Consider the following 23,021-nt stretch of genomic DNA (forward strand, 5'->3'; position numbering starts at 1 on the left):
CGCAACGTAAACTTGGCAGGGGCCGATAAATTATTGACGTACCGGGGTTGCGCATCGCGCGCTTCGCGCCGAAATGTGCGGCATTGATGCAACAGTGAAGGCAGGGTGGATGGCAAAGGTGGAACTGGGCGCGGACGGCAAGCCCGTGGTCCCGGACGAGGTGCTGGGAGCGGTGCGCACGCTGATCGAATGGGCCGGCGACGATCCGACGCGCGAGGGGCTGGTCGATACGCCGCGGCGCGTCGCGCGCGCGTGGCTCGAATATTGCCAGGGCTATGCCGAAGATCCGGCGATCCATCTGTCGCGCACCTTCGAGGAGGTCGGCGGCTATGACGAGATCGTGATGCTGCGCGACATTCCGTTCCAGTCGCATTGCGAACACCATATGGCACCGATCACCGGCAAGGCGTCGATCGCCTATCTGCCGCGCGACCGGGTCGTCGGCATTTCGAAACTCGCGCGCGTGCTCAACGGTTTCGCGCGGCGCCTGCAGGTGCAGGAGCGGCTGACCGCCGAAGTCGCCAAATGCATCTGGGACAATTTGCACCCGCACGGCGTTGCGGTGGTGATCGACGCGCAGCATGGCTGCATGACCGGGCGCGGCGTCCGCACCCCGGGCGTGGGCATGGTCACCAGCCGCCTGCTCGGCTGCTTCCTCGACGATGAGCGCAGCCGCAAGGAAGTGCTCGCGCTGATGGGATATTGAGGGGGCGCCGCTCCTATTCGCGCAAACCCCTGAGCGCCGCGCCCGCCGCGAAGGGGCCGATCACCGTCAACAGCAGGCTCGCCGCGCCGAGCAGCTTCATCGCACCGCGCCCCGAGGGGTCGAGCATCCCCGCACCGAAGATCAGCATCGGGACCGCCAGCGGCAGAACGAGCAGGCCGCCGATCGCGCTGCCACCCTTGAGGTTGGCAGTGAGCGCCGCGCTCAGCACCGCGAGCGAGGCAAGCGCCGGGATCGCAAGGGCAAGGCCCGTTGCGAGCGTGTGGACCCGCGTCGCATCCTGCGCCAGCAGCGCGGCGGCGGGGAGCAGCGCGACGAGTAGGGGCAGGCCGAAGCCGACGGCATGAGCCGCGATCTTGACCGCTGCGACCGCTTCGTCGGCGAAACCGCGCACCGCCAGCTGGTCGAGCACTCCTGCCTCACGATCGGGACGCACGAGGCGGTCGATCGGAAGCAGCGCGGCGAGGAGGGCCGCGACCCACATCATCCCGCCGCCGGTCCGCGCGAGCAGCGGCGCGTCGGGTCCGACCGCGAAGGGAAAGGCGGTCGCGACGAGCAAAAAGAAGACGACCGGCAGCCACAGCGCCCCGCTGCCCCACGCGCGGCGCAGGTCGCGCCAGAACAGGGCGATGAGCGCCGTCATGCGAGCGCGCCCATGTCGAGTTCGGCCAGATCGGAAATGCCGAGCGTGAAATGCGAGGCGAGCAACACAGCGCCGCCGTTGGCGCGATGCTTCGCGATCGCCGCGACCAACCGTGCCTGCGCCGCATCGTCCATGCCGTTGGCGGGTTCGTCGAGCAGCCAGATCGGCGCGCTGCTGGCGATGACGCGCGCCATCGCGGCGCGTTTGCGCTGGCCGGTCGAGAGCATCGAGACCGGCACTTCGGCGAGCGAAGCCAGCGCCATGTCGTCCATCGCGCGCGTCACGACAGGACCGTCGACGGTATCGACCCGCGCCCAGAAATCGAGCGCCTTGCGCAGCGGCAGCTCGGCATCGAGCGCCGCGGCCTCGTCGATCATCGCGATGCGCTCGCGGCGGGTCACCGTCCCGGCCGCGGGCCGCAGCAGCCCCGCGGCGAGCCGGATCAGGCTCGACTTGCCGGCGCCATTCGGTCCGCGCAGCCACAGCGCTTCGCCCCGGCCGAGCGCCAGCGACAGCCCCTCGAACAACAGCCGCTCGCCGCGGATGCACGCCACGCCGTCGAGCCGCAAAAGCTCCGTCACGCCATGTCTTCCAGCGCGTGCATGTCGTCGTCGGAAAAGCCGAAATGATGGCCGATCTCGTGGATCAGCACATGGCGCACCAGCCAGTCGAGGCGCTCGCCGCCCTCGATCCATTCGACGAGAATGGGAATGCGGTAGAGCGTCACCCGGTCGGGCATCCCGCCGCTCTGGTCGATGCTGCGCTCGGTGAGCGGGCGGCCTTCGTACAGGCCGGTGAGGTCATAGGGATGTTCGATATCGAGCGAAGCGAGCGTTTCGTCGTCGGCGAATTCCGAAATCTCGATCACGACGTCGCGGATGTGCGGCTTGAAGACGGCGGGCATGGTCTCGAGCGCCGCCTCGGCCATCGCGAAGATCGCATCGGCATCGGGGGCGGTTCCCGTCCAGCCGGGCGGAAGTCGGGTCGTGGCACTCTTGTCGCTCATCGCGCCCTTCCTTATGGCGGCGGCTCGGCCTTTACCAGCGGGAGAAAATGCGATGGTCCGGAAACTCGACGATGCGGAGCGCGCGGCGCTGTTCGCGCGCTTTCCCGAATGGACCCACGAGCCGGTGCGCGACGGCATCACCCGCCGGTTCAGGTTCGACGATTTCGCGCAGGCCTTCGGCTTTATGGCGAGCGTCGCGATCATCGCCGAGAAAATGGACCATCATCCCGAATGGTCGAACGTCTATAATCGGGTCGACATATTGCTGACGACGCATGACGCAGAAGGACTGTCGGAACGCGACGTCGCGCTCGCCGAAGCGATCGAGGCTTTGCTCTAGGGGAGGGAGCGGGATTCCGCCCGACCTCGTTCTTCCGGCAAGGAAAAAGGCCCCGGAACCTTGTCCCGGGGCCTTTCCTGTCTCTTGCGAGAGGAGAGGGAGCTTAGGCTTCCTCGCCTTCGTCCGCGGCGGGCGCTTCGGCAGCCAGTTCCGACGGGGGCGTGGCGTCCTCGAACTCGTCTTCGCTGTCGGGCTCGAGCGCCGAGGCAACCGCTTCGGCCTGTTCTTCCTCGAACATGGCGGCGATCACGTCGATGCCCTGCTTCTGCATTTCGGCTTCGTCCGGCGAGCGCGCGACGTTGACCTGAACGGTCACGACGACTTCGGGGTGCAGCTTCACCTTGACGTCGAACAGGCCGAGCGACTTGATCGGGCGTTCGAGCTCGACCATCGCCTTGGTGATGTTCGCGGCGCCGTCCTCGACCAGCGCGTCGACGATGTCACGCACCGAGACCGAACCATAGAGCTGGCCGGTGTTCGACGCCTGACGGATCAGGACGACCTGCTTGCCGTCGACATCCTTGGCATGGCCTTCGGCTGCGGTACGGCGCTCGGCGTTGTCGGCCTCGATCTTCGAGCGGTTGGCTTCGAACAGCTTGCGGTTGGCTTCGTTCGCGCGCAGCGCCTTGTTGTTGGGCAACAGGAAGTTGCGGGCAAAGCCGTTCTTGACGGTGACGACATCGCCGATACCGCCCAGTTTCTCGATACGTTCGAGCAGGATGATTTCCATCGGTCCGCCCTCCTTACTTCACAATGTAGGGGAGCAGGCCGATGTGGCGGGCGCGCTTGATCGCCTTCGCCAGCTCGCGCTGCTTCTTGGTGGACACCGCGGTGATCCGCGACGGGACGATCTTGCCGCGCTCCGACAGGTAACCCTGGAGCAGGCGGACGTCCTTGAAATCGATGACCGGTGCGTCCTTCGCGCTGAAGGGGCAGGTCTTGCGGCGGCGGAAAAAGGGTCGTGCCATTGTCGTTATCCTTATTCTTCGCCGTCGCGGTCACGGCCACGGCCGCCGCGGCGTTCCTGCTTGCGCATCATCACCGACGGACCCTTTTCGAGTTCGTCGACCTTGATGGTGAGCCAGCGGATGATATCTTCGTTGATCGACGCCTGACGCTCGATCTCGGCGATGGCTTCGCCCGACACTTCGGCCGACACCATCACATAATGGCCCTTACGGTTCTTCGCGATCTTGTACGCGAGCTGCTTGAGGCCCCAGGTTTCGGTCTTGTGGACCTGCCCCTTATATTCGGTCACGATTCCCGCGACCCCTTCGGCGAGCGCATCGACCTGAGCCTGGCTCAGGTCCTGACGCGCGATAAAGACATGCTCGTAAAACGGCATGGTTTGCGTCCTTCGATTTGGCCGATCGCTGATCCCGCGCCAATCGCGAAACCCCTCCGGCTGTCGTCCGGCTTTGCGTATTGGTGCAAAGCAAACGGGGCGATGGCAACGTGGCCTCGCCCCGGATGAGCGCGCCTATACAGATTCGCGCGCGGAAATCAAGCTTGGCCGAGCTTTTCCAGCAACTCGCGTCCGAATTCGGTCAGCGTGTCGTCGCGCGCGCCGAGGATCAGGATGCGGTCGCCGGGCTTCGCTTCACCCAGCATCGCGGCGCCGCATTCGGCGCGGGTAGTCAGATGCACCGCGTCGGCGCCGCCTGCGACGATATCGGCGACGAGCTTTTCACCGCCGACGCTGCGGTCGACGGTGCCGCCGAAATAGACGGGATCGCTGACGTACAGCTTGTCGCTTTCGCGCATACCCTTCGCAAAGCTCGCCGCGAGTTCGGCGCCCATCTGGCGGAGCGGGCCGTAACCGTGCGGCTGGAAAAAGAGCAACGCGCGGCCCGGCAGTTCGGCGACCGCGGCGAGGGTCGCGGCAACCTTGTCGGGATTGTGCGCGAAATCGTCGATCACGGTGACGCCGTTCGCCTGACCGAGCACCTCATAGCGGCGCGCGAGGCCCGCGAAGCTTGCGAGCGCCGCCACCGCCTCTGCGACGGGAACGCCCGCCGCGCGGGTTGCGGCGATCGCGGCGAGCGCATTGGCGGCATTGTGGCGGCCGGGCATCCGCAGGGTGGCGGCGTGCGCTGTGCTTTCGACATTCACGGTAAAGCGGCACCCATCGGGAAGGGCTTCGAAGTCGCTGCCACACACGTGCGCCGTGTCCGTGAAGCCGAAGGTGGCGACATTGGCGCCGACGAGCAACGGCGCTGATTCGGCGTCGTCGGCGTTGATAACCGCGACGCGTGCTTTCGCGGCGAAGTCGCCGAAGAGTTGGTGGAGCTCTTCGAGGCTCTTGTGGTCCAGGCTGATGTTGGTGACCACCGCAACGTCGGGCCGGTAAAGCGCGATCGACCCGTCGCTTTCATCGACTTCGCTGACATAGGTGGCGGCATCGCCGACGAGCGCGCTCGCAAAGGGCATCGTGTCGCTGGCGAAATTGCGCATCACTGCGCCGTTCATGACTGTCGGCTTGGCGCCCGCGCGTTCGAGGATCCAGCCGATCATGCCGGTGACGGTCGACTTGCCGCTGGTGCCGCCGACGCCGATCGCCCGTTCCGCCTCGTTGAACAGCGCGGCGTTGAGGTCGGCGCGGGTCAGACGCGGCAGGCCGAGCGCGTTCGCGGCGGCGATATCGGGCACGCTGTCCTCGACTGCGGCCGAGGCGACAAGCGTCTGGCCCGCGGCGACGCCGCTGCCGTCCTGCGGAAAAAGCGCGATGCCCTGCCGTTCGATCCAGTCGAACTTGCCTGGGCTGCGCCCCTGGTCGCGGCTGCGATCGGAGCCCGCGACCGCGCTTCCGCGCGCCGCGACGATCATTGCGAGCGGCAGCATTCCCGACCCGCCGACGCCGCAGAAGAAATAGGATTTGTTTTCCGACATGGCGCGGCGTTATGGCCTTGAGGGAGGGTTTGCAACTGGCACTCGCCCCGATTTCCGTTCGTGTCGAGCGAAGTCGAGACAGCTGTCGGGATGGCCCAAGGCTGAAGGGCATCTCGACTTCGCTCGATGCGAACGGATATGGGGGATTCATGCGTATAGGAATCGTCGCCCCCAGTACCCCCATCCTGCCCGACGATGCCGAGGCGGTGCGCGCGATCGCCAGCCTTGGTTATCCCGACGTCGAACTGGAATTCGACCCGCAATGTTTCGCGGTCCACGGCCATTTCGCGGGTGAGGACGGGCACCGTTTTGCGGCCCTCGTCGACATGGCGAACCGGCCCGATATCGAGGCGGTCTGGTTTGCGCGCGGCGGCTATGGCGCCTGCCGCATCGCCGAGGATGCGGTCGCTGCGATGACTCCGGCGGCGCGCGGCAAGGCGTTCCTCGGCTATTCCGACCAGGGCAATTTGCTCGGCGCGCTCTATCGCGACGGCTTCGACCATGTCGCGCACGGGCCGATGGTCGCCGACATCCGACGCACCGGGGGCGATGCGGCGATCACGCGCGCGCTCGACTGGCTCGTCGCGCGCGATCCCGCTGCGTGCGAGCCGGGGCTGGCGCACGGCGCGCGGCACGCCGCGTTCAACCTGACGACCTTGTCGATGCTGCTCGGCACCCCGCTCGAGCCCGACCTCGCGGGCCATGTCCTGATCGTCGAGGAGGTCAGCGAATATCTCTACGCTTTCGACCGCGCCTTCTTTCATGTCGCGACCTATCTGGCGACGCGCGGGCTCGCGGGCATCCGGCTCGGCCGCGTCAGCGACGTGCCCGAGAACGACCGGCCGTTCGGGGTGGAGGCGGAGGACATCGCCCGCGACTGGTGCGTGCGCACCGGCATTCCGTATCTCGGCCGCGCCGACATCGGCCATGACGCGGCGAACAAGGTGGTGCCCTTCGGCTTGCATCGCGCGGGGTGAGCGAATAGGCGCGAGGCCAATTCAAAACATCAGGGGACGCGAACATGCGCGCATTCATCTTTCCGGGTCAGGGCAGCCAGTCGGTTGGTATGGGCAAGGCGCTCGCCGACGCATCGCCGGTCGCCCGCGAAGTGTTTCAGGAGGTCGACGAGGCGCTCGGTCAGAAGCTGTTCAAGCTGATGAGCGAAGGCCCCGAAGACCAGCTCACGCTTACCGAAAATGCCCAGCCCGCGATCATGGCGAACGCGATCGCCACGCTGCGCGTGCTGGAGAAGGAAGGCGGCGTCACGCTCGCCGCTACGGCCGATTATGTCGCGGGCCACAGCCTTGGCGAATATAGCGCGCTCTGCGCCGCCGGTGCCTTCGACCTCTCGACGACAGCGCGGCTGCTCAAGACGCGCGGGCAAGCGATGCAGGCGGCGGTGCCGGTCGGCATCGGCGCGATGGCGGCGCTGCTCGGCGCGGACATCGACACCGCGCAGAAGCTCGCCGATGCAGCGGCCGAGGGCGAGGTCTGTACCGTTGCCAACGACAATGATCCGTCGCAGGTCGTGATCTCGGGCCACAAGGGTGCGGTCGAGCGTGCGGTGGCACTGGTCAAGGATTTCGGGATCAAGCGCGGTGTGCTGCTGCCCGTGTCGGCGCCCTTCCACTGCCCGCTGATGCAGCCCGCCGCCGATGCGATGGCCGAAGCGCTGGGCACGAACCCGCCCGCCGCACCGTTTGTACCCGTCGTCGCCAATGTCACCGCGAGCCCGGTCAGCGATGCCGGCACGATTCGCGACCTGCTGGTCAGCCAGGTCACCAGCCGCGTCCGCTGGCGCGAAAGCGTCGGCGCGATGGAGGAGATCGGCGTCGCACAGTTCGTCGAGTTCGGCGGCAAGGTGCTTTCGCCGATGGTCAAGCGCAGCGCGTCGGGCGAGGTGGGGACGGTCAGCGTGATTTCGATGGACGATATCGAGGCGCTGCTAAAAACGCTCTAAGATTCAGATTTCAGGAGAATAACATGTTCGATCTCACCGGCATGACCGCCCTCGTCACCGGCGCTTCTGGCGGTATCGGTTCGGCCATCGCGCAGGCGCTTGCGGCGCAGGGCGCGCGGCTTGCGGTTTCAGGCTCCAACGCCGAAAAGCTGAACGCGTTTCGCGACACGCTCGGCGGCGATCATGTCGCGCTCCCGTGCAATCTCGGCGACGGAGCCGCGGTCGATGCGCTCGTTCCTGCGGCGGTCGATGCGCTGGGGCAGCTCGACATTCTCGTCAACAACGCCGGGGTGACGCGCGATAACCTGATCATGCGCATGAAGGACGAGGAGTGGTCGGATGTTATCCGCATCAATCTCGAAGCGAATTTCCGTCTCGCGCGCGCTGCCGCCAAGCCGATGATGAAAGCGCGCTTCGGGCGCATCATCTCGATCACCAGCGTCGTCGGTGCGACCGGTAATCCGGGGCAGGCGAACTATGCGGCGTCGAAGGCGGGGGTGACCGGCATGACGAAGGCGCTGGCGCAGGAACTGGCAAGCCGCGGCATCACCGCCAATTGCGTCGCGCCGGGCTTCATCTCCACCGCGATGACCGACGATCTGCCCGAGGCGCAGAAGGAAGCGCTGAACCAGCGCATCCCCGCGGGCCGGATGGGCGAGGGGAGCGATATCGCCGCCGCCGTGGTCTATCTCGCGTCGAAGGAAGCGGGCTATGTTACCGGCCAGACCTTGCATGTGAACGGCGGCATGGCCATGCTCTCCTGACGGATTGATCCGTGGGGGTGGAAGGAACCGGTTGATGTTCAGGACTTTGGCGGGAAGCGCGGCTTTGGTGCTGGCGGCGATCTCAGGAGCGGCGTCGGCGCAGGAAGGCGCAAAGTTCGACTGCCCGTTCGCCGCATCGGCACCGGCCTTCCGCGCTTCGCTTGGCGAAGCGATGGTGGGGCAGGGCGATCCTGCCGTACGAAGCGCGCTGGTCGAGCAGCTTCGCAAGACCGTCGATGGCTGCGTCGCCAGCCAGGGGGTCGCCGAAGCGCAGAAAGCCGATTATTTCGACTATAGCCTCGCGCGGATTTCGCGCGAATGGCTGATCGGCGCCATTGCCCGAGCGAACCTGAAGACGGAAATCGTGGACAAGGCGCTCGATTTCGGGCCGGGCCGCGCGAACCCCGACCTGTCGGGTGACATGACCGAAGACCAGATCGTCCTGATCGTTCAAGGCTATGTCAACGCCGGGGTCGACATCGAAAAGGTCGACCAGTCGGTCTGGGAAAAGGTCGGGGCCTATGCGGCCGCTACCTCGATCTATTGGAACAAGCGCCAGCGCCTGCCTTTTTGAACCTTCGACAGTGGCCGGGTCCGGCGGCGGCGCCGGACCCGGCCGCCGCCGGGCGCGCCGAGATCAGAAGCTCGCCCGGGCGGTGATGCGGATATCGCGGCCGGCGAGCGGCACATAATCCTTGGTGAAGCTCGCGTGGCGGCGTGCGTCGACGTCGAAGATATTGTCGGCGGCGAGCGTCAGCGACAGATTCTTCGTGTCGGGCAGCGGGCGCCACGTCAGCGAGGCGTTGACGAGCGTGAAGCCCTTGGTCGCCGTCTCGAACGGCGCGATGCGGGTCTGGTCGTCGGTCCATTCGACCTCGGCGCGCGCATCGAGCCGTTCGCTCGACGCTTCGAGTCCGCCGCGGATGCGCAGCGGCGGGATGCGCGGCACAAAAGGCCCGTCGACGATCTTCGCGCGCGTCATGTCGGCGGTGGCATCGGCGGCGATGTGAAAGCCGCCGACCTGCGCGATCGGGGCGGCGCCCTCGAACTCGAAGCCCCAGGTACGCGCCTTGTTCTGGCGGAATTCGAACAAGGGCAGGTCATCGGCGATCAGGCCGGTATCGGTTTCATAGATGAAATTGTCGAACCAGCTCGCATAGCCGGTGATCCCCGCCGACCAGCCATCGCGCTTGAATTTCAGCGACGCCTCGCCGCCCCAGCTCGTTTCCTTGTCGAAGGTCGGGTCGCCGCGTTCATAGGTCAGCGTCGCGGCGTGCGGGCCGTCCGACAGCAGCTCTTCCGCCGACGGCGCGCGCTCGCTGCGCGAGACCGAGAAGCTCGCCTTCAGGCCGTCGGCGAGCTGGTAGGACAGACCCGCCGCGCCCGAAAAACTGTCGAACGAGCGATCGAAGCCGATGCTGTTTGCGGTCACCTTCGAATTTTCAAAGCGCAGCGCACCCTCCAGCGTGACCGGGCCGCGTTCGAGTTCCTGCAGGGTGAACGCCGCGATGCGCGTCGTCTCGTTCGCCGGCAGGAAGGCTTCGTCGCCGATCGCCGCGAAGTCGCGGAAGCTGTACTGGATGCCGCTCGCCCCGCGCCAGCCGCCACGGTCGTTCTGCGCCAGTTCGGCGCGCGCCTCGATCCCCTTGTTGGTGAAGCGCGTCCCCGGCTCGCCGTCGTCGAATTCGGTATGCGCATAATCGGCATAGGCGCCGCGCACGCGCAGCTTTTCGAACAGGCCGTCGCCCAGCTCGACCTCGCCGCGCAGGTCGACGCGATATTGCCGCGCCTTGATCGTCGGCACTTCGTCGATGTCGGCGCGCGGCGGGATGCCGTAATCATCCTCGAGATAGCCGAAGCTGATGCCGAGCGAGCCGCCGTCGTCGATGAAGGCGGCGCCGACGCCCGCGCTCTTGCTGGTGCTCTGGCTGTTCGGCACCTTGCCGCGGCTGTTCGCGGCATCGGTCAGACGCGTCGCTTCGGCAGCGTCGCCATCGGCGTTCGCGTCGGCGGCGAGGTCGAGCAGATGTTCACGCAGTTCGGGTGCATAAATCAGCCCGCCGACGCGGACATTGTTCGAATCGCGGTAATTGCCGTCGGCATGGACGACGAAGCGCTCGCCCAGCGGCACGTCGACCGACGCGCCGATGCTTTTGTCGTCGGCAGCAGTGCCATAGCTTGCGAGCGCATCGAGATGGAGAGGCGCTTCGGGGATGCCGCGCGGGATGCGCCGGTCGAATACGTTGACCGCGCCGCCGACCGCCTGGCTCGAAAAGAGCAGGACCGAGGGACCGCGCAGGATTTCGATGCGCTCGGCGGTCAGCGGGTCGATCGACACCGCATGGTCGGCCGAGGTCGAGGAGGCGTCGATCGCGCCGAGCCCGTCGACGAGCACGGCGGCGCGCTCACCCGAAAAACCGCGCAGGATCGGGCGCGAGGCGCCGGGCGAGAAGCTGCTCGACGACACGCCGGGCTGCGAGGCGAGCGTGTCGCCGATCTGGCCGCGGATGTCCTGCGCCAGTTTTTCGCCTTCCATCACCGACACATTGCCGAGGATGTCGAGGCTGCGCACGAAGGGCGCGGTGACGACGATCGCCTGGTCGGTATGATAATCGTCGTCGCCGGTCTGCGGCGCCGTATCCTGGGCAAAGGCGGGGGCGGAAATCAGGACGGCAAGGGTGAAACCGGCGGCGGAGAGCAGTCGCATGTGGGGGAGATCCTGTTGTTCGTGACGTGAATTCGGGCTCGCAGTAATGTTATACTGTCACAAGCGCAACCCGCCGCGCTTCGCCCGAAATGCCGTTCGTCGGCGTTCGTGCTCCGTTGGTCGACAAAGGCGCGCGATGGCGCTTGCTAGAGAAGCTGTCTTGCGGCGCCGCGGGCTGCACCTTAGATCAGGGGCATGACCATTGCCAGAACGAGCCTCGAGCTGATCGGCAACACCCCGCTGGTGTTGCTCGAAGGGCCGAGCAAAGCCACCGGGTGCGAAATCTGGGGCAAGTGCGAATATGCAAACCCCGGCGGATCGGTGAAGGATCGCGCCGCGCTTTATATCGTCCGCGATGCAGAGGCGAACGGGAGCCTGCGCCCCGGCGGCACGATCGTCGAGGGGACGGCGGGCAACACCGGGATCGGGCTCGCGCTCGTCGGCAACGCGCTGGGGTACAAGACGATCATCGTCATGCCCGACAACCAGAGTGCCGAGAAGATGGCGACGATCCGTGCGCTCGGTGCCGAACTGGTGCTGGTGCCGCCCGCGCCCTTCGCCAACCCCGGTCATTTCGTCCACACGTCGCGCCGCATCGCCGAGGAAACCGACAATGCGATCTGGGCGAACCAGTTCGACAATATCGCGAACCGCAAGGCACATATTTTCGGCACCGCCGAGGAAATCTGGGAACAGATGGAGGGGCGCATCGACGGCTTCACATGCGCCGCGGGCACCGGCGGTACCATCGCGGGGACGGGGCTTGGGCTCAAGGCCAAGGACCAGACTATCACCGTTGCGCTCACCGATCCGCACGGCGCCGGACTCTATAATTATTACCAGTGCGGCGAGTTGAAACCCGAAGGGTCGAGCGTGGCCGAGGGTATCGGCCAGAACCGCATTACCGCCAACCTCGAAGGCGCGCCGATCGATACGCAATTCCGTATCTCGGACGAGGAGGGGCTGAAGATCGTCCGCCAGTTGCTCGACGAGGAGGGGCTGTGCCTCGGCCTATCGTCCGGGATAAATGTCGCCGGCGCGATGGCGCTCGCGCGAAAGCTCGGGCCGGGCAACCGGATCGTGACGATCCTCTGCGACAGCGGCTTTCGCTATCTGTCGACGCTCTACAATCCCGAATGGCTGGCAAGCAAGGGGCTGGCGGCATGACTAACAAGACAACCGCAGCCCGGTCGGGCGTCGAATCGCCGCCGGTGCAGGTCAGCGATTCGGTGCGCCGGCTCCAGATCGGCATTGCGGGTGTGCTGACGGTCTTGCTGCTCGTCGGCATGGCGGGGCTGATCGGCGATCGCGCCCGCGAAAGCGCCGCGCAGCAAGCCGCCCCCACTGCGCAGGCGGTCGCGCCCGGCGCGACGACGCCCGCGGGCAGCGCCCCGCTCGAGGAATTGGGGGTCCAGCCGGTCTCGAAGGACCAGAATGTGCCGAGCGACGCCAAGGCGCCGCAGGCGGCGCCGGTCCCGCCCAAATCGACGGTGCCCGACCTTGAACCCGATCCGGCGCTCGCACGGGCTCGCCAATCGAAGCAGTGACGCGCGGCGGATCGCTTGCGCTGCGCGCTGCGGCGGCGGCGCTTGTCGCGTTGTCGCTCGGATGGATCGTCGGCGGGCAATGCGCGCTTGGACGGGTCGATCCGGCGCTGTCGCTTCCGCTGGTGGCCCTGCCGACGCTGATACTCGTATGGAGCCGGCGCTCCGCTACGCGCGGCGAACGGTGGCGGGCGATCGCGCTCTCCCTGCTCATTCTCCTCGCGGTACAAACGATTGTGGCCCTCGCCATGTCGGATGGATCGCCGTGGCTCCAGCTCGCGCTGGTTGCCGTGGGATGGATGGTCGCCGCAACGGTCGCCGACACGCTCGTCCAGTGGCGGAGGGGCGCGGCGCTGACCTTCTTCATGGCGGCGCTGTTCGTCGCCGGCTGGTTTGCCGCCGGGCATGTGCTGCTCGCCGCGCTTTACCGGCCCGCCATTGCGTCTGGGCCGCCCGTCACCCTGCTCACGGGTCTGCCGCTGCGCTGGTCGGCGGGCGAGGATATGGCGGCGATGATAGCGGCGGGCACGAACGAGGATCCGGTGCTGGCCCGCCTCCGCGCGAGCGGGCCGGTCGAGATTGTCGACAGCCTCGTCGATCATCCGCCGGCGTCCGGTGGCGCGCTGCTCATCGCGCATCCGCGCGCGCTGGCGCCGCAGGAGCTGGTTGCGATCGACGCCTTCGTGCGCGGCGGCGGACGCGCCGTCATCCTCGCCGATGCGTTGACGGGCTGGCCGGTGCGCCATCCGATCGGCGATCCGCGCAATCCGCCGGTGACGAGCCTGCTGACCCCGCTGCTCGACCATTGGGGCGTCACGCTCGCTGCCGCGCCGGCAGGCGAGAAGGAGCGGTCGGTGGACGTCGAGGGCGCAAGGCTGCGGCTGTTCAGCGCCGGCCGCTTCGAACGCCTGGCGCCCGCGTGTCAGGCGTTCGCTGCCAGCCGCATTGCGCGATGCCCGATCGGCCGCGGTGAGGTCTGGCTCGTCGGCGATGCCGACCTGCTCTTCGCGCCGCTGTGGCAAGGCGATCCCGTCTGGGCAAACCATCTGCGCCGGGCCGACACGATGGAATGGCTCGCCGCCCGTTTGTGGCCCGACGCGCCGCGCGCCCTACTCCGTCCGCTTTGGGCGCGATTGCCCGCCGAATAAGCGCCTCAAAGCAGAGACTTCCCAAGCTCCGGACGCCAATTCACCGCCGCATGCCCGTGGTTGCCCCGGCGCGCGGTTTGTTTTCGCGCGCCCCGACCCGTCGGGTTGCTCGATTCACCCCAAAATTACCCTTCTGGGGCATAGATTCCCCATACTACCCTAAATTTCCCCTTTTCACCCCGATGGAGTCTTGATAGGCAGGAGTCGGAGAGGGGCAATCTCCACCTGAGTCTTTCGGCGCGGAATCGGTGATTCCGCGGGCAGGAAATTATTGCCCGGAGGCGCGAGACGGGGGGCTACAGCGATGGCGGTTGTTACGCCCGGCCGGTATTCGGGCACCAACTTCGCCGCGATCGATGGCAAGGGACGCATCGCCGTCCCCTCGCAGTTCCGCAACAATGTGCCCCTCAATGCGGACGGCCAGCGCGTGCTTTGGGTCGGTTTCCACGAAAAACTCCCGTGCCTCGTCGCCTACGGCCAGGATCAATATGATCGCCTGTCCGACGAGATCGAGCGCGACCGCGACACCGCGCTGACCCGTAACCTCGATTTCGACGAGGACGAGGCGTTCAAGAAGCGCTTCAGCTACACCGAGGCCTATACGCTCGACGACAGCGGACGCTTCCTGCCCAACTTCACCGCGCGCGACCGGGTGGGTGAGGCGGGCGCGACCGCCTTCGTCGGCTCGGGCCGCCGTTTCGAAATCTGGTGGTTGCCGAGCCTCGCCGAATGTGTCGAGGCCGACCCGGTCCTCAAGCGGCTCGCGACGGCATGGGAAGAAACGAAGGGGAAGGCGCGAAAGTGACCGAGCTTGCCCCCGACCTTCCTCGGGATCCCCGCCACGACCCGGTCCTCCGTGAAGAAGTCATCGCCGCCCTCGCCATCCTGCCCGGGGAGCGTCATGTCGATGCGACTTTCGGTGCCGGCGGCTACACCCGCGCGATGCTCGCGGCGGGCGCGGACGTCGTTGCCTGCGACCGCGACCCCGACGCGATTGCCGAAGGGCAGGCGCTCGTCGCCGAAGCCGACGGCCGCCTGACGCTGGTCCATGGCCGCTTCGGCGAGATCGACCGGCTGCTCGCCGAGCGCGGGATCGATGCGGTCGACGGCATCACCTTCGACATCGGCGTTTCGTCGATGCAGCTCGACCAGGGCGAGCGCGGCTTCTCGTTCCAGAAGGATGGCCCCCTCGACATGCGTATGGCGCAGGAGGGCGAAAGCGCCGCCGACTGGCTCAATCGCGCCGACGAGGAAGAAATCGCCGACGTCCTCTATCATTATGGTGACGAGCGCCAGTCGCGCCGCGTCGCGCGCGCGATCGTCGCCGCGCGCCCGCTCAGCCGGACGGCCGAGCTCGCCACTGTGATCCGCAAGGCGCTGCGTCATCCGCCCGGCGCGCCGAAGGATCCGGCGACGAAGAGCTTTCAGGCCATTCGTATCCATATCAATGGCGAACTCGACGAGTTGGTCGCGGGGCTGAGTGCCGCCGAGCGCATCTTGCGTCCCGGCGGCCGCCTCGCGGTGGTCAGCTTCCACAGCACCGAAGACCGGATCGTGAAGAATTTCCTGCGCGAACGCAGCGGCGGCGACGCCGGTGGTTCGCGGCACCGGCCCGCGCGTTCAACCCCCGCGCGGGCCGCAACTTTCGATACCCCGGCGCGCAAGGTGCGCCCCGGCAAGGCGGAGGAAGCTCGCAACCCGCGCGCGCGTTCGGCGACGCTGCGCAGCGCGGTGCGCACCTCGGCCCCCGCCTGGCCCGAAAACTCGACGAAGGAGTCCATGTCATGCTGATGGCGGCGCGCAAGCTACAGGGGATCGGCCTGGTCCTGCTCGTGCTCATCTTCGCGATGATGCTCTACCCCGTCTCGCTGAAGGTGGCGGCGACGCGCAGCGAGCTGACGCGCGTCGAGCGGCAGATCGACCGGACGCGGGCGAACATCCGCTATCTCGAATCCGAACTCGCGGTGCGCGCTTCGATGCGCCAGCTCGAACAATGGAACGCCGAGAGCTTCGGCTATTCGGCGCCGTCGGCGTCGCAATATCTCGCCAACGAACGCCAGCTCGCTTCGCTCGAAGGCCTGCCGCGCGCCCGCGGCGCCAACGAGGTCGCGCCGGTGCTGATGGCGATGGTCAGCCCGGTCGGTGCGACCGCAGCAACGCCGGCGACAACCAAGGACGAGACCGTGAAGCCCGCCGCCATCAAGCCCGCGACGGTCAAGCCCGTGATCCTCGCGCAGGCCGAAACCAGCGTCCGCAGCGACGTCGCGCCGCGCATGGCGCCGACCCGCCGGCGCGAGCAGCTCAAGATGATCGAGGACCAGCTCCTCGCCGAATCGACGCTCGCCGACCTTAAGAAGGCGGCGGCGCGCGAAGCAAGGGAGGGCAAGGCCGCCCAATGAACACGCTGGTCGTCCGTCCGACCCGGGTCCGAACCGCAGGGGTGCGGCAGCAGATCTTGCTGACCGCGCAGCAGCGTCTGATGATGCTGATGCTGCTGTTCATGGCGGCGTTTTTCCTGATTTCGGTGCGTCTGCTCTATTTTGCGCTGTTCGATACCTCGTCAGGGCACGGCAATGGCTCGGCGGCGTTCCTTCCCGCACGCGCCGATATCGTCGACCGCAACGGCGTGCCGCTGGCGCGGACGATCGACGGCTATTCGATCCGCGTCGTGCCTTCGAAGCTGCTCAACAACCGCCAATATCTGGCCGACGAGCTGGTCAAGATCTTCCCCGACACCCCGCGCGAGGAATTCGTCGCCAAGCTGTCGGGTTCGAAGCCCACCTATATCCGCCGCCGCGCGCTGCCCGACCAGGTCGCGGCGGTGAACGCGATCGGCGACGTCGGCTTCGACTTCCCGCGCGAGAAGGAACGGCTCTATCCGCAGCTCACGCTCGCGGCGCACGTTCTTGGCTTCACCGATGCCGAAGGTCACGGCGTTACCGGCATTGAGGGCGCGTTCGACAAGCGGCTGATCGACAAGGCGACGCGCGGCGAGCCGCTGACGCTGTCGATCGACGCGCGCGTCCAGGGTGTGCTCGAAAGCGAGCTTTACAACGCGGTAACGAACCTCGAAGCGATCGGCGGGGCGGGCGTCATTCTGGATGTCCACACCGGCGAGGTGCTGGCGATGACCTCGCTGCCCACCTATAATCCGAACAAGCTGGTCGCCGCCGACGCGCCGGCGCGTCGCAACGCCGTGACCTATAATCTTTACGAACTCGGGTCGACGTTCAAGCCGCTGTCGATCGGCGCCGCGATCGACGACGGCGTCGTCACCAGCATGGCGCGCCGCTATGACGCCAGCCAGCCGCTCGCGATCGCGGGCTTCCGTATCCGCGACAGCCACCCCGGCCGCTGGTACAACGTCCCCGAAACGCTGATCCAGAGCTCGAACATCGCGACCGCGCGTATCGCCGACGAACTCGGGCGCGAAAAGATGGAAAAGCTGTTCCGCAGCCTCGAATTCAACAAGCGGCCGGAGATCGAACTCAAGGAGCGCGCCTTTCCGTTGTGGCCCAAGGAATGGGGTCGTTTGTCGACAATGACGACCGCATACGGCCACGGCATCGCGGTGACGCCGCTGCATCTCGCGAGCGCCTATGCCGCGCTCGTCAATGGCGGCATCTGGCGTCCGGCCACCTTGCAGAAGATGGGCGACAAGGCGCCGCCGCAGGGTCGCCGCGTGTTCAAGGCGTCGACCAGCGCGCGGATGCGCCAGCTTCTTCGCCTCATCGTCACTGACGGCACCGGCAAGCAGGCCGATGCACCGGGTTTCCGGGTCGGGGGCAAAACCGGATCGGCTGAAAAGCCGGGGGTCGGCGGCTACCGTCGCAGCTCGGTCGTCGCGACGTTCGCCGCCGCCTTCCCCATGGACAATCCCCGCTATGTCGTCATCGCGATGGTCGACGAGCCGAAGGGCAACGCCTATAGCTCGGGCCAGCGCACCGCCGGCTGGACCGCGGCGCCGGTGGTCAGGAAAGTGGTGATGCGCGCGGGGCCGATGTTGGGCGTCTATCCCGACGAAAGCCGCGACGTCGACGTATCCGAACTCATTCCGCTCGTTCGGAGAGACGGGGAAAACGAATAATGCGTCTCTCCGCGCTGCTCGGCGATCATGGCGCGGCAGGCGAGGGTCCGGTGGTAACCGGGCTCGCAATCGACCATCGCAAGGTCGCGCCGGGCACCATCTTCGGCGCCTTCGTCGGCGAGAGATTCAATGGCGAGGACTTTATTCCCGCCGCGATCGCTGCCGGCGCCATCGCGATCGTCGCGCGGCCGGAGGCGAAGGTCGAGGGCGCGGTTCATATCGCCGACGCCAATCCGCGCCGCGCCTTCGCGCATATCGCCGCGCGCTTCTTCCACCGCTTCCCGGCGACCTGCGTGGCGGTGACGGGGACCAACGGCAAGACCTCGACGGTCGAGATGACGCGCCAGCTCTGGCGCATGGCGGGCTTCAACGCCGCGTCGATCGGGACGCTCGGCATCACGACGTCGCAGGACAGCGCCTCGACCGGTCTCACGACCCCCGACATTGTCACCTTCCTGTCGAACATGTCGGGGCTGGCGGCCGAAGGGGTCACGCACGCGGCGTTCGAGGCGTCGAGTCACGGGCTCGACCAGTATCGGACCGAGGGACTGACGGTGAAGGCGGCCGCCTTTACCAACCTCAGCCACGACCATCTCGACTATCATGGGACGATGGAGGCCTATCTGGCCGCCAAGCTCCGCCTTTTTACCGAAGTGGTCGAGCAGGATGGCGCGGCCGTCGTCTGGGCGGACGACGAATATTCGGCGCCGGTGATCGAAGCGGTGAAGGCACGCGGCGTACGCCTGTTGACCGTCGGCGCGCATGGCGATGCGCTTCGCCTCGTCTCGCGCGAACCGACCCAGCTCGGCCAGTCGCTCGTCATCGCGGCAGGCGACCTCACGCAGAAGGTCAATCTGCCGCTGATCGGCGCCTATCAGGTCGCCAATGCGCTCGTGTCGGCGGGACTCGTCATCGCGACCGGCGGCGATGTCGGCCAGACGCTTGCGAACCTTGCGCGGCTTCAGCCGGTGCGCGGTCGCCTCGAGCGCGCGGCGATCACCAGAGCGGGGGCTCCGATCTATATCGACTATGCGCACACGCCCGATGCGATCGAAGCGGCGCTCGATGCGCTGCGTCCGCACGCGGGCGGGCGGCTGATCCTGGTCTTCGGCGCCGGCGGCGACCGCGACCAGGCGAAGCGGCCCGAAATGGGCAAAATCGCGGCGGCCAGGGCCGATCTGGCGATCATCACGGACGATAACCCGCGCGGCGAAGACCCCGCTGTCATCCGCGCCGCGATTGCCGAAGGCGCTCCGGGCGCCCGGATCATCGGCGACCGCCGCGCGGCGATCGCCGCCGCGATTGCCGAGGCTCGCGCCGACGACATCGTCTGCATCGCGGGCAAGGGGCACGAACAGGGCCAGATCGTCGGGTGCGGTGAGGAAATGCGGGTCATTCCGTTCGACGATGTCGCGGTCGCGCGCGAGGAGGCGGCATGACTGCGCTCTGGACCGCACGCGCCATCGCTGCGGCGACCGGTGGAACCGCGACCGCCGACTTCACCGTAAACGGCGTCGCCTTCGACTCGCGCGAAGTGACGAAGGGCGACCTCTTCATCGCGATGAAGGGCGAAGCGACCGACGGCCACAAGTTCATCGACAAGGCGATCGCGGCGGGCGCCGCCGGGATCGTCTGCGAAACCGCGATCGATTTTCCGCACGTTCGCGTCGCCGACAGCGTCGCCGCGCTGAACGCGCTCGGCATCGCGTCGCGTGCGCGCAGCCACGGACGGATCATCGGCGTCACGGGATCGGCGGGCAAGACCGGTACGAAAGAGGCGCTGTTCGCCGCGCTCGATCGCTTCCGGCCCGGCAAGGCGCATCGTTCGGTCAAAAGCTACAACAATCATGTCGGTGTGCCCCTCAGCCTGTCGCGGATGCCTTCGACCGCCGATTTCGGCGTGTTCGAAATGGGGATGAACCATGCCGGCGAGCTCGCGGCGCTGACGCGCATGGTGCGCCCGCACGTCGCGATCGTCACCACCATCGCACCCGCGCACATGGAATTCTTCAGCGGCGAAGAGGCGATCGCCGACGCGAAGGGCGAGATTTTCGAAGGGCTCGAACCCGGCGGCACCGCGATCGTGCCGTTCGACAGCCCGCATTACGCCCGCCTCCGCGCCAAGGCCGAACAGCACGCCGCGCATATCGTCAGCTTCGGGCTGGGCGAGGGCGCCGACGTCCGCGCGGTCGACTGGCTGTCCGACGGGCAGGGCGGCTCGCTCGTCACCGCGCAGGTGCAGGATGCGCTCCTCTGCTTCACCATTTCACAAGCGGGGGCGCATTGGGTGTCGAACGCGATGGCGGTGCTTGCGGCGGTGAAGGTGGTCGGCGGCGACCTGCCCGCGGCGGGGCTCGCCTTTGCCGAGATGGGCGGGCTCGCGGGGCGCGGGGCGCGTCATCGGGTGCCGGTTCCCGGCGGCCATATCCTCGTCATCGACGAGAGCTACAACGCCAATCCCGCTTCGATGGCTGCGACGATCGGCCAGTTGGCGACCGAATCCGGTGAACGGCGGATCGCGATTCTGGGTGCGATGCGCGAGCTTGGGCCGGGCAGCGAGGCCTATCATCAGGGGCTCGCGGCTCCGCTCGTCGCGGCCGGGGTGCAGTTCGCCCTGCTTGTCGGCGAAGAGATGGCGCCGCTCGCCAAAGCGCTTGAGGGGCGTATCGATTTCGAGCATGTGGCCGCGCACTCGGCCGCGACTGGGCGGCTAAGGGACTTGATCCGCCCCGGCGACACGGTGCTGGTCAAGGGGTCGAACAGCGTCGGCCTGTCGCATGTTGTGACGGCGCTGACCAACGGGGATTATTGATGCTGTACTGGCTGGCGGAATGGCTTGGCTTTCCGGGGGTTCTCAATCTCATCCGCTATCTGAGCTTCCGCTCGGGCGCGGCGGTCGCCACGGCGCTGATCATCGGCCTCTGGATCGGGCCGCGCTTCATCCTCATGCTGCGGATGCGGCAGGGGAAGGGGCAGCCGATCCGCGACGACGGCCCGCAGAGCCATCTTGCGAAAAAGGGCACGCCGACGATGGGCGGGCTGATGATCCTGATATCGCTGATGATTTCGGCGCTGCTGTGGATGGACCTGTCGAACCGTTTCGTCTGGGCGTGTATCTTCGTGACCGGCGGCTTTGCGCTCGTCGGCTTTCTCGACGATCTCGACAAGGTGACGAAGGCCAGCCACCGGGGGATTCCGGGGCGCGTGCGCCTGCTGGTTGAGTTCCTGATCGCCGGGGTCGCGGTGGTGCTGATCGTGTCGCGCACCGGTACCGACCTGTATCTGCCTTTCTTCAGCGGCGTGGTGCTCGAACTCGGGCCCTTCTATTATCTCTTCGCGATGGTACTGATCGTCGGTTTCGGCAACGCGGTGAACCTCACCGACGGGCTCGACGGGCTCGCGACGTTCCCGGTGATCATCGCCAGCCTGACCTTCCTCGTCATCGTCTACCTGTCGGGCAACGTGAAGTTCGCTGGCTACCTCGGCATCCCGCACGTCCCTGGCGCGGGTGAGCTTGCGGTGTTCGCCGCCGCGATCATCGGCGCGTGCCTCGCCTTCCTGTGGTTCAACGCGCCTCCCGCGGCGGTGTTCATGGGCGACACCGGCAGCCTCGCGCTTGGCGGTGCGCTCGCGACGATCGCGGTGACCGCGCAGCACGAGCTCGTCCTGGTCCTCGTCGGCGGGCTGTTCGTGGTCGAGGCGCTGTCGGTGATCATCCAGGTGTTCTGGTACAAGCGGACGGGCAAGCGCGTCTTCCGCATGGCGCCGATCCACCATCATTTCGAACAACTCGGCTGGCCCGAATCCACCGTGGTCATCCGCTTCTGGATCGTCTCGATCGTCCTCGCGCTCGCGGGGCTCGCGACCTTGAAGCTCCGGTGATCACCTCGCGCGTCTTTGCCGGCCGCCGTTACGCGGTACTGGGACTGGCGCGCTCGGGGCTGGCGACCGTCGAAGCGCTGATCGCCAGCGGCGCGGGGGTCACCGCATGGGACGAACGCGAGGAGGCGCGCGACGATGCAATGGCGCTGGGCGCCGACATCGGCAATCCCCTCGATATCGACCTGATCGGCTTTGCGGGCGTCGTCGTCTCGCCCGGCGTGCCGCTCAACCGCCACCCGATCGCCGCGCACGCGCGCGCGGCGCACGTGCCCGTGATCGGCGACATCGAACTCTTCGCGGAGGCGGAGGGCGCCCTGCCGCCGCACAAGGTCGTCGGCATCACCGGCACCAACGGCAAGTCGACCGTCACCGCGCTGGTCACCCATATGCTCGAAAGCGCGGGCGTGCCGACCCTGATGGGCGGCAACATCGGCCTGCCGATCCTCAGCCGCGATCCGCTGCCCGAAGGCGGCGTGTACGTCCTCGAACTGTCGAGCTACCAGATCGACCTGTCGCACAGCCTCGCCTGCGACGTCGCGGTGCTGACGAACCTCAGCCCCGACCATCTCGACCGCTACCACGGCTTTGCGGGCTATGCTGCGTCGAAGGCGCGGCTCTTCAGCCTCCAGCACCGCGATCAGGTCGCGATCGTCGCGACCGACGACGATCCGTCGCGAATGATTGCGGGGCGCATCAATCATCGTCTCCACCGCGTCTCGGCAAAGGATATCGACCCCGTCGATCAGGCGCGCTGGCCCGCGCTGCAGGGGCCGCACAATGCGCAGAACGCCGTCTGCGCGATCGCGGTCTGCCGCGTGCTCGGATTGAACGACGAACAGATCGAGCGGGGGCTCGCGACCTACAAATCGCTCCCGCACCGGATGGAATTGGTCGGCGAAGCCCATGGTGCCCGCTGGTTCAACGACAGCAAGGCGACCAACGCGGCTTCCGCTGCACCGGCGCTGGCGGCTTTCCCGCCGGCGCCGGACCAGCGTCTTCACTGGATTGCCGGGGGGCAGGCCAAGGGCGACGGGCTTTCGGCCTGCCGTCCCTGGTTCGGACACGTCAAGCGCGCCTATCTGATCGGCGAAGCGATGGACGCCTTCGCGGCCGAGATCGGCGACGCGATCCCGGTCGAGCGCTCGGGCGACCTTGCGGCCGCGGTGGGGCAGGCGGCGGCGCTGGTCGCGCCGGGCGACGTGGTGCTGCTCTCGCCCGCCTGCGCCTCGTTCGACCAGTTCAAGGATTATGAGCAGCGCGGGGACATGTTCCGCGACCTTGTACGGGCGCTGGGGCGTGAGTGACGAGATGCGCGGGGGGAGCGAAC

The 23,021-nt window shown here is 67.1% G+C and carries 25 protein-coding genes; 17 read left to right on the forward strand and 8 right to left on the reverse strand.

From position 1 onward, the window contains the following. Positions 1-109: 109 nt before the first annotated feature. Positions 110-706, forward strand: coding sequence for a GTP cyclohydrolase I FolE (gene folE / locus QOL79_RS01890; RefSeq protein WP_058454650.1), 597 nt, complete (start codon positions 110-112; stop codon positions 704-706). Between the two features lie 13 nt (positions 707-719). On the opposite strand, the gene QOL79_RS01895 is transcribed toward folE, so the two are convergent. Genes QOL79_RS01895 through QOL79_RS01905 form a run of 3 tightly spaced genes read right to left on the reverse strand, consistent with a single transcriptional unit; the run spans position 720 to position 2,373 of the window. Continuing rightward, a complete protein-coding gene (locus QOL79_RS01895; protein WP_058454649.1) occupies positions 720-1,367 on the reverse strand; it encodes a heme exporter protein CcmB in 648 nt (215 codons plus the stop codon). Continuing rightward, a complete protein-coding gene (gene ccmA, locus QOL79_RS01900; RefSeq protein ID WP_283418439.1) occupies positions 1,364-1,948 on the reverse strand; it encodes a heme ABC exporter ATP-binding protein CcmA in 585 nt (194 codons plus the stop codon). Before ccmA ends, QOL79_RS01895 begins: the two co-directional genes overlap by 4 nt. Next, entirely contained in the window at positions 1,945-2,373 is a 429-nt protein-coding gene (locus QOL79_RS01905) for a metallopeptidase family protein (RefSeq protein ID WP_204993329.1), read from the reverse strand. Before QOL79_RS01905 ends, ccmA begins: the two co-directional genes overlap by 4 nt. Positions 2,374-2,425: 52 nt before the next feature. Between QOL79_RS01905 and QOL79_RS01910 the strand changes: the two genes are divergently transcribed. After that, the gene (locus tag QOL79_RS01910; protein WP_058454646.1) at positions 2,426-2,713 is read left to right on the forward strand and encodes a 4a-hydroxytetrahydrobiopterin dehydratase; all 288 of its coding nucleotides are present in this window, start codon (positions 2,426-2,428) and stop codon (positions 2,711-2,713) included. Positions 2,714-2,816: 103 nt separating this feature from the next. Here the strand turns inward: QOL79_RS01910 and rplI are convergent, their stop codons facing one another. The 4 genes from rplI to QOL79_RS01930 form a co-directional block, all read right to left on the reverse strand. Beyond that, positions 2,817-3,443: a 50S ribosomal protein L9 gene (gene rplI, locus QOL79_RS01915; protein ID WP_058454645.1), complete on the reverse strand. Its 627-nt coding sequence runs from the start codon at positions 3,441-3,443 to the stop codon at positions 2,817-2,819. Between the two features lie 13 nt (positions 3,444-3,456). Beyond that, entirely contained in the window at positions 3,457-3,681 is a 225-nt protein-coding gene (gene rpsR / locus QOL79_RS01920) for a 30S ribosomal protein S18 (RefSeq protein WP_058454644.1), read from the reverse strand. 11 nt (positions 3,682-3,692) lie between these two features. After that, positions 3,693-4,058, reverse strand: coding sequence for a 30S ribosomal protein S6 (gene rpsF, locus QOL79_RS01925; protein WP_058454643.1), 366 nt, complete (start codon positions 4,056-4,058; stop codon positions 3,693-3,695). A gap of 158 nt (positions 4,059-4,216) precedes the next feature. Beyond that, on the reverse strand, positions 4,217-5,602 hold the full coding sequence (locus QOL79_RS01930) for a Mur ligase family protein (RefSeq protein WP_283418440.1): 1,386 nt from the start codon (positions 5,600-5,602) through the stop codon (positions 4,217-4,219). 149 nt (positions 5,603-5,751) lie between these two features. On the opposite strand from QOL79_RS01930, the gene QOL79_RS01935 reads away from it, so the two are divergent. From QOL79_RS01935 to QOL79_RS01950, 4 genes are read left to right on the forward strand one after another with little or no spacing between them, the layout of a single operon-like run. Further along, positions 5,752-6,579: an LD-carboxypeptidase gene (locus QOL79_RS01935; RefSeq protein WP_283418441.1), complete on the forward strand. Its 828-nt coding sequence runs from the start codon at positions 5,752-5,754 to the stop codon at positions 6,577-6,579. A gap of 44 nt (positions 6,580-6,623) precedes the next feature. Further along, entirely contained in the window at positions 6,624-7,562 is a 939-nt protein-coding gene (gene fabD, locus QOL79_RS01940; protein WP_283418442.1) for an ACP S-malonyltransferase, read from the forward strand. A gap of 23 nt (positions 7,563-7,585) precedes the next feature. Beyond that, positions 7,586-8,326 (forward strand): 3-oxoacyl-[acyl-carrier-protein] reductase, encoded by a 741-nt coding sequence (gene fabG / locus QOL79_RS01945; protein ID WP_283418443.1) that lies wholly within the window; start codon positions 7,586-7,588, stop codon positions 8,324-8,326. A 34-nt stretch (positions 8,327-8,360) separates the two neighbouring features. After that, complete coding sequence (locus QOL79_RS01950; protein WP_058454638.1) at positions 8,361-8,900, forward strand: hypothetical protein; 540 nt, start codon at positions 8,361-8,363, stop codon at positions 8,898-8,900. A 63-nt stretch (positions 8,901-8,963) separates the two neighbouring features. Here QOL79_RS01950 and QOL79_RS01955 read toward each other — a convergent pair whose 3' ends face one another. Continuing rightward, complete coding sequence (locus tag QOL79_RS01955) at positions 8,964-11,033, reverse strand: TonB-dependent receptor (protein WP_283418444.1); 2,070 nt, start codon at positions 11,031-11,033, stop codon at positions 8,964-8,966. Positions 11,034-11,228: 195 nt separating this feature from the next. Here QOL79_RS01955 and QOL79_RS01960 point away from each other — a divergent pair, with 195 nt between their 5' ends. The 11 genes from QOL79_RS01960 to murD all read left to right on the forward strand — a co-directional run bounded on the left by QOL79_RS01960 (position 11,229) and on the right by murD (position 22,998). Continuing rightward, a complete protein-coding gene (locus QOL79_RS01960) occupies positions 11,229-12,200 on the forward strand; it encodes a cysteine synthase A (protein WP_058454636.1) in 972 nt (323 codons plus the stop codon). Continuing rightward, a complete protein-coding gene (locus QOL79_RS01965) occupies positions 12,197-12,580 on the forward strand; it encodes a hypothetical protein (RefSeq protein ID WP_283418445.1) in 384 nt (127 codons plus the stop codon). Before QOL79_RS01960 ends, QOL79_RS01965 begins: the two co-directional genes overlap by 4 nt. Then, the gene (locus tag QOL79_RS01970; protein ID WP_283418446.1) at positions 12,577-13,725 is read left to right on the forward strand and encodes a Gldg family protein; all 1,149 of its coding nucleotides are present in this window, start codon (positions 12,577-12,579) and stop codon (positions 13,723-13,725) included. The genes QOL79_RS01965 and QOL79_RS01970 overlap by 4 nt, the downstream gene beginning before the upstream one ends. Positions 13,726-14,029: 304 nt before the next feature. Continuing rightward, positions 14,030-14,530 carry a division/cell wall cluster transcriptional repressor MraZ gene (locus QOL79_RS01975; RefSeq protein ID WP_058454633.1) on the forward strand — a complete coding sequence of 167 codons (501 nt, stop codon included), beginning with the start codon at positions 14,030-14,032 and terminating at the stop codon, positions 14,528-14,530. After that, positions 14,527-15,516 (forward strand): 16S rRNA (cytosine(1402)-N(4))-methyltransferase RsmH, encoded by a 990-nt coding sequence (gene rsmH / locus QOL79_RS01980; protein WP_283418447.1) that lies wholly within the window; start codon positions 14,527-14,529, stop codon positions 15,514-15,516. The genes QOL79_RS01975 and rsmH overlap by 4 nt, the downstream gene beginning before the upstream one ends. Further along, on the forward strand, positions 15,510-16,124 hold the full coding sequence (locus QOL79_RS01985) for a hypothetical protein (protein WP_058454631.1): 615 nt from the start codon (positions 15,510-15,512) through the stop codon (positions 16,122-16,124). Before rsmH ends, QOL79_RS01985 begins: the two co-directional genes overlap by 7 nt. Then, on the forward strand, positions 16,121-17,812 hold the full coding sequence (locus tag QOL79_RS01990) for a peptidoglycan D,D-transpeptidase FtsI family protein (RefSeq protein ID WP_283418448.1): 1,692 nt from the start codon (positions 16,121-16,123) through the stop codon (positions 17,810-17,812). The genes QOL79_RS01985 and QOL79_RS01990 overlap by 4 nt, the downstream gene beginning before the upstream one ends. Beyond that, on the forward strand, positions 17,812-19,251 hold the full coding sequence (locus QOL79_RS01995) for a UDP-N-acetylmuramoyl-L-alanyl-D-glutamate--2,6-diaminopimelate ligase (protein WP_283418449.1): 1,440 nt from the start codon (positions 17,812-17,814) through the stop codon (positions 19,249-19,251). Before QOL79_RS01990 ends, QOL79_RS01995 begins: the two co-directional genes overlap by 1 nt. Continuing rightward, positions 19,248-20,624: a UDP-N-acetylmuramoyl-tripeptide--D-alanyl-D-alanine ligase gene (locus QOL79_RS02000; protein ID WP_283418450.1), complete on the forward strand. Its 1,377-nt coding sequence runs from the start codon at positions 19,248-19,250 to the stop codon at positions 20,622-20,624. Before QOL79_RS01995 ends, QOL79_RS02000 begins: the two co-directional genes overlap by 4 nt. Continuing rightward, entirely contained in the window at positions 20,624-21,694 is a 1,071-nt protein-coding gene (gene mraY, locus QOL79_RS02005) for a phospho-N-acetylmuramoyl-pentapeptide-transferase (protein ID WP_058454627.1), read from the forward strand. Before QOL79_RS02000 ends, mraY begins: the two co-directional genes overlap by 1 nt. Beyond that, complete coding sequence (gene murD / locus QOL79_RS02010) at positions 21,691-22,998, forward strand: UDP-N-acetylmuramoyl-L-alanine--D-glutamate ligase (RefSeq protein ID WP_283418451.1); 1,308 nt, start codon at positions 21,691-21,693, stop codon at positions 22,996-22,998. The genes mraY and murD overlap by 4 nt, the downstream gene beginning before the upstream one ends. The last annotated feature ends 23 nt before the right edge of the window (positions 22,999-23,021 follow it).

The sequence above is a fragment of the Sphingopyxis sp. Geo48 genome (assembly GCF_949769155.1).
Lineage (GTDB): Bacteria > Pseudomonadota > Alphaproteobacteria > Sphingomonadales > Sphingomonadaceae > Sphingopyxis.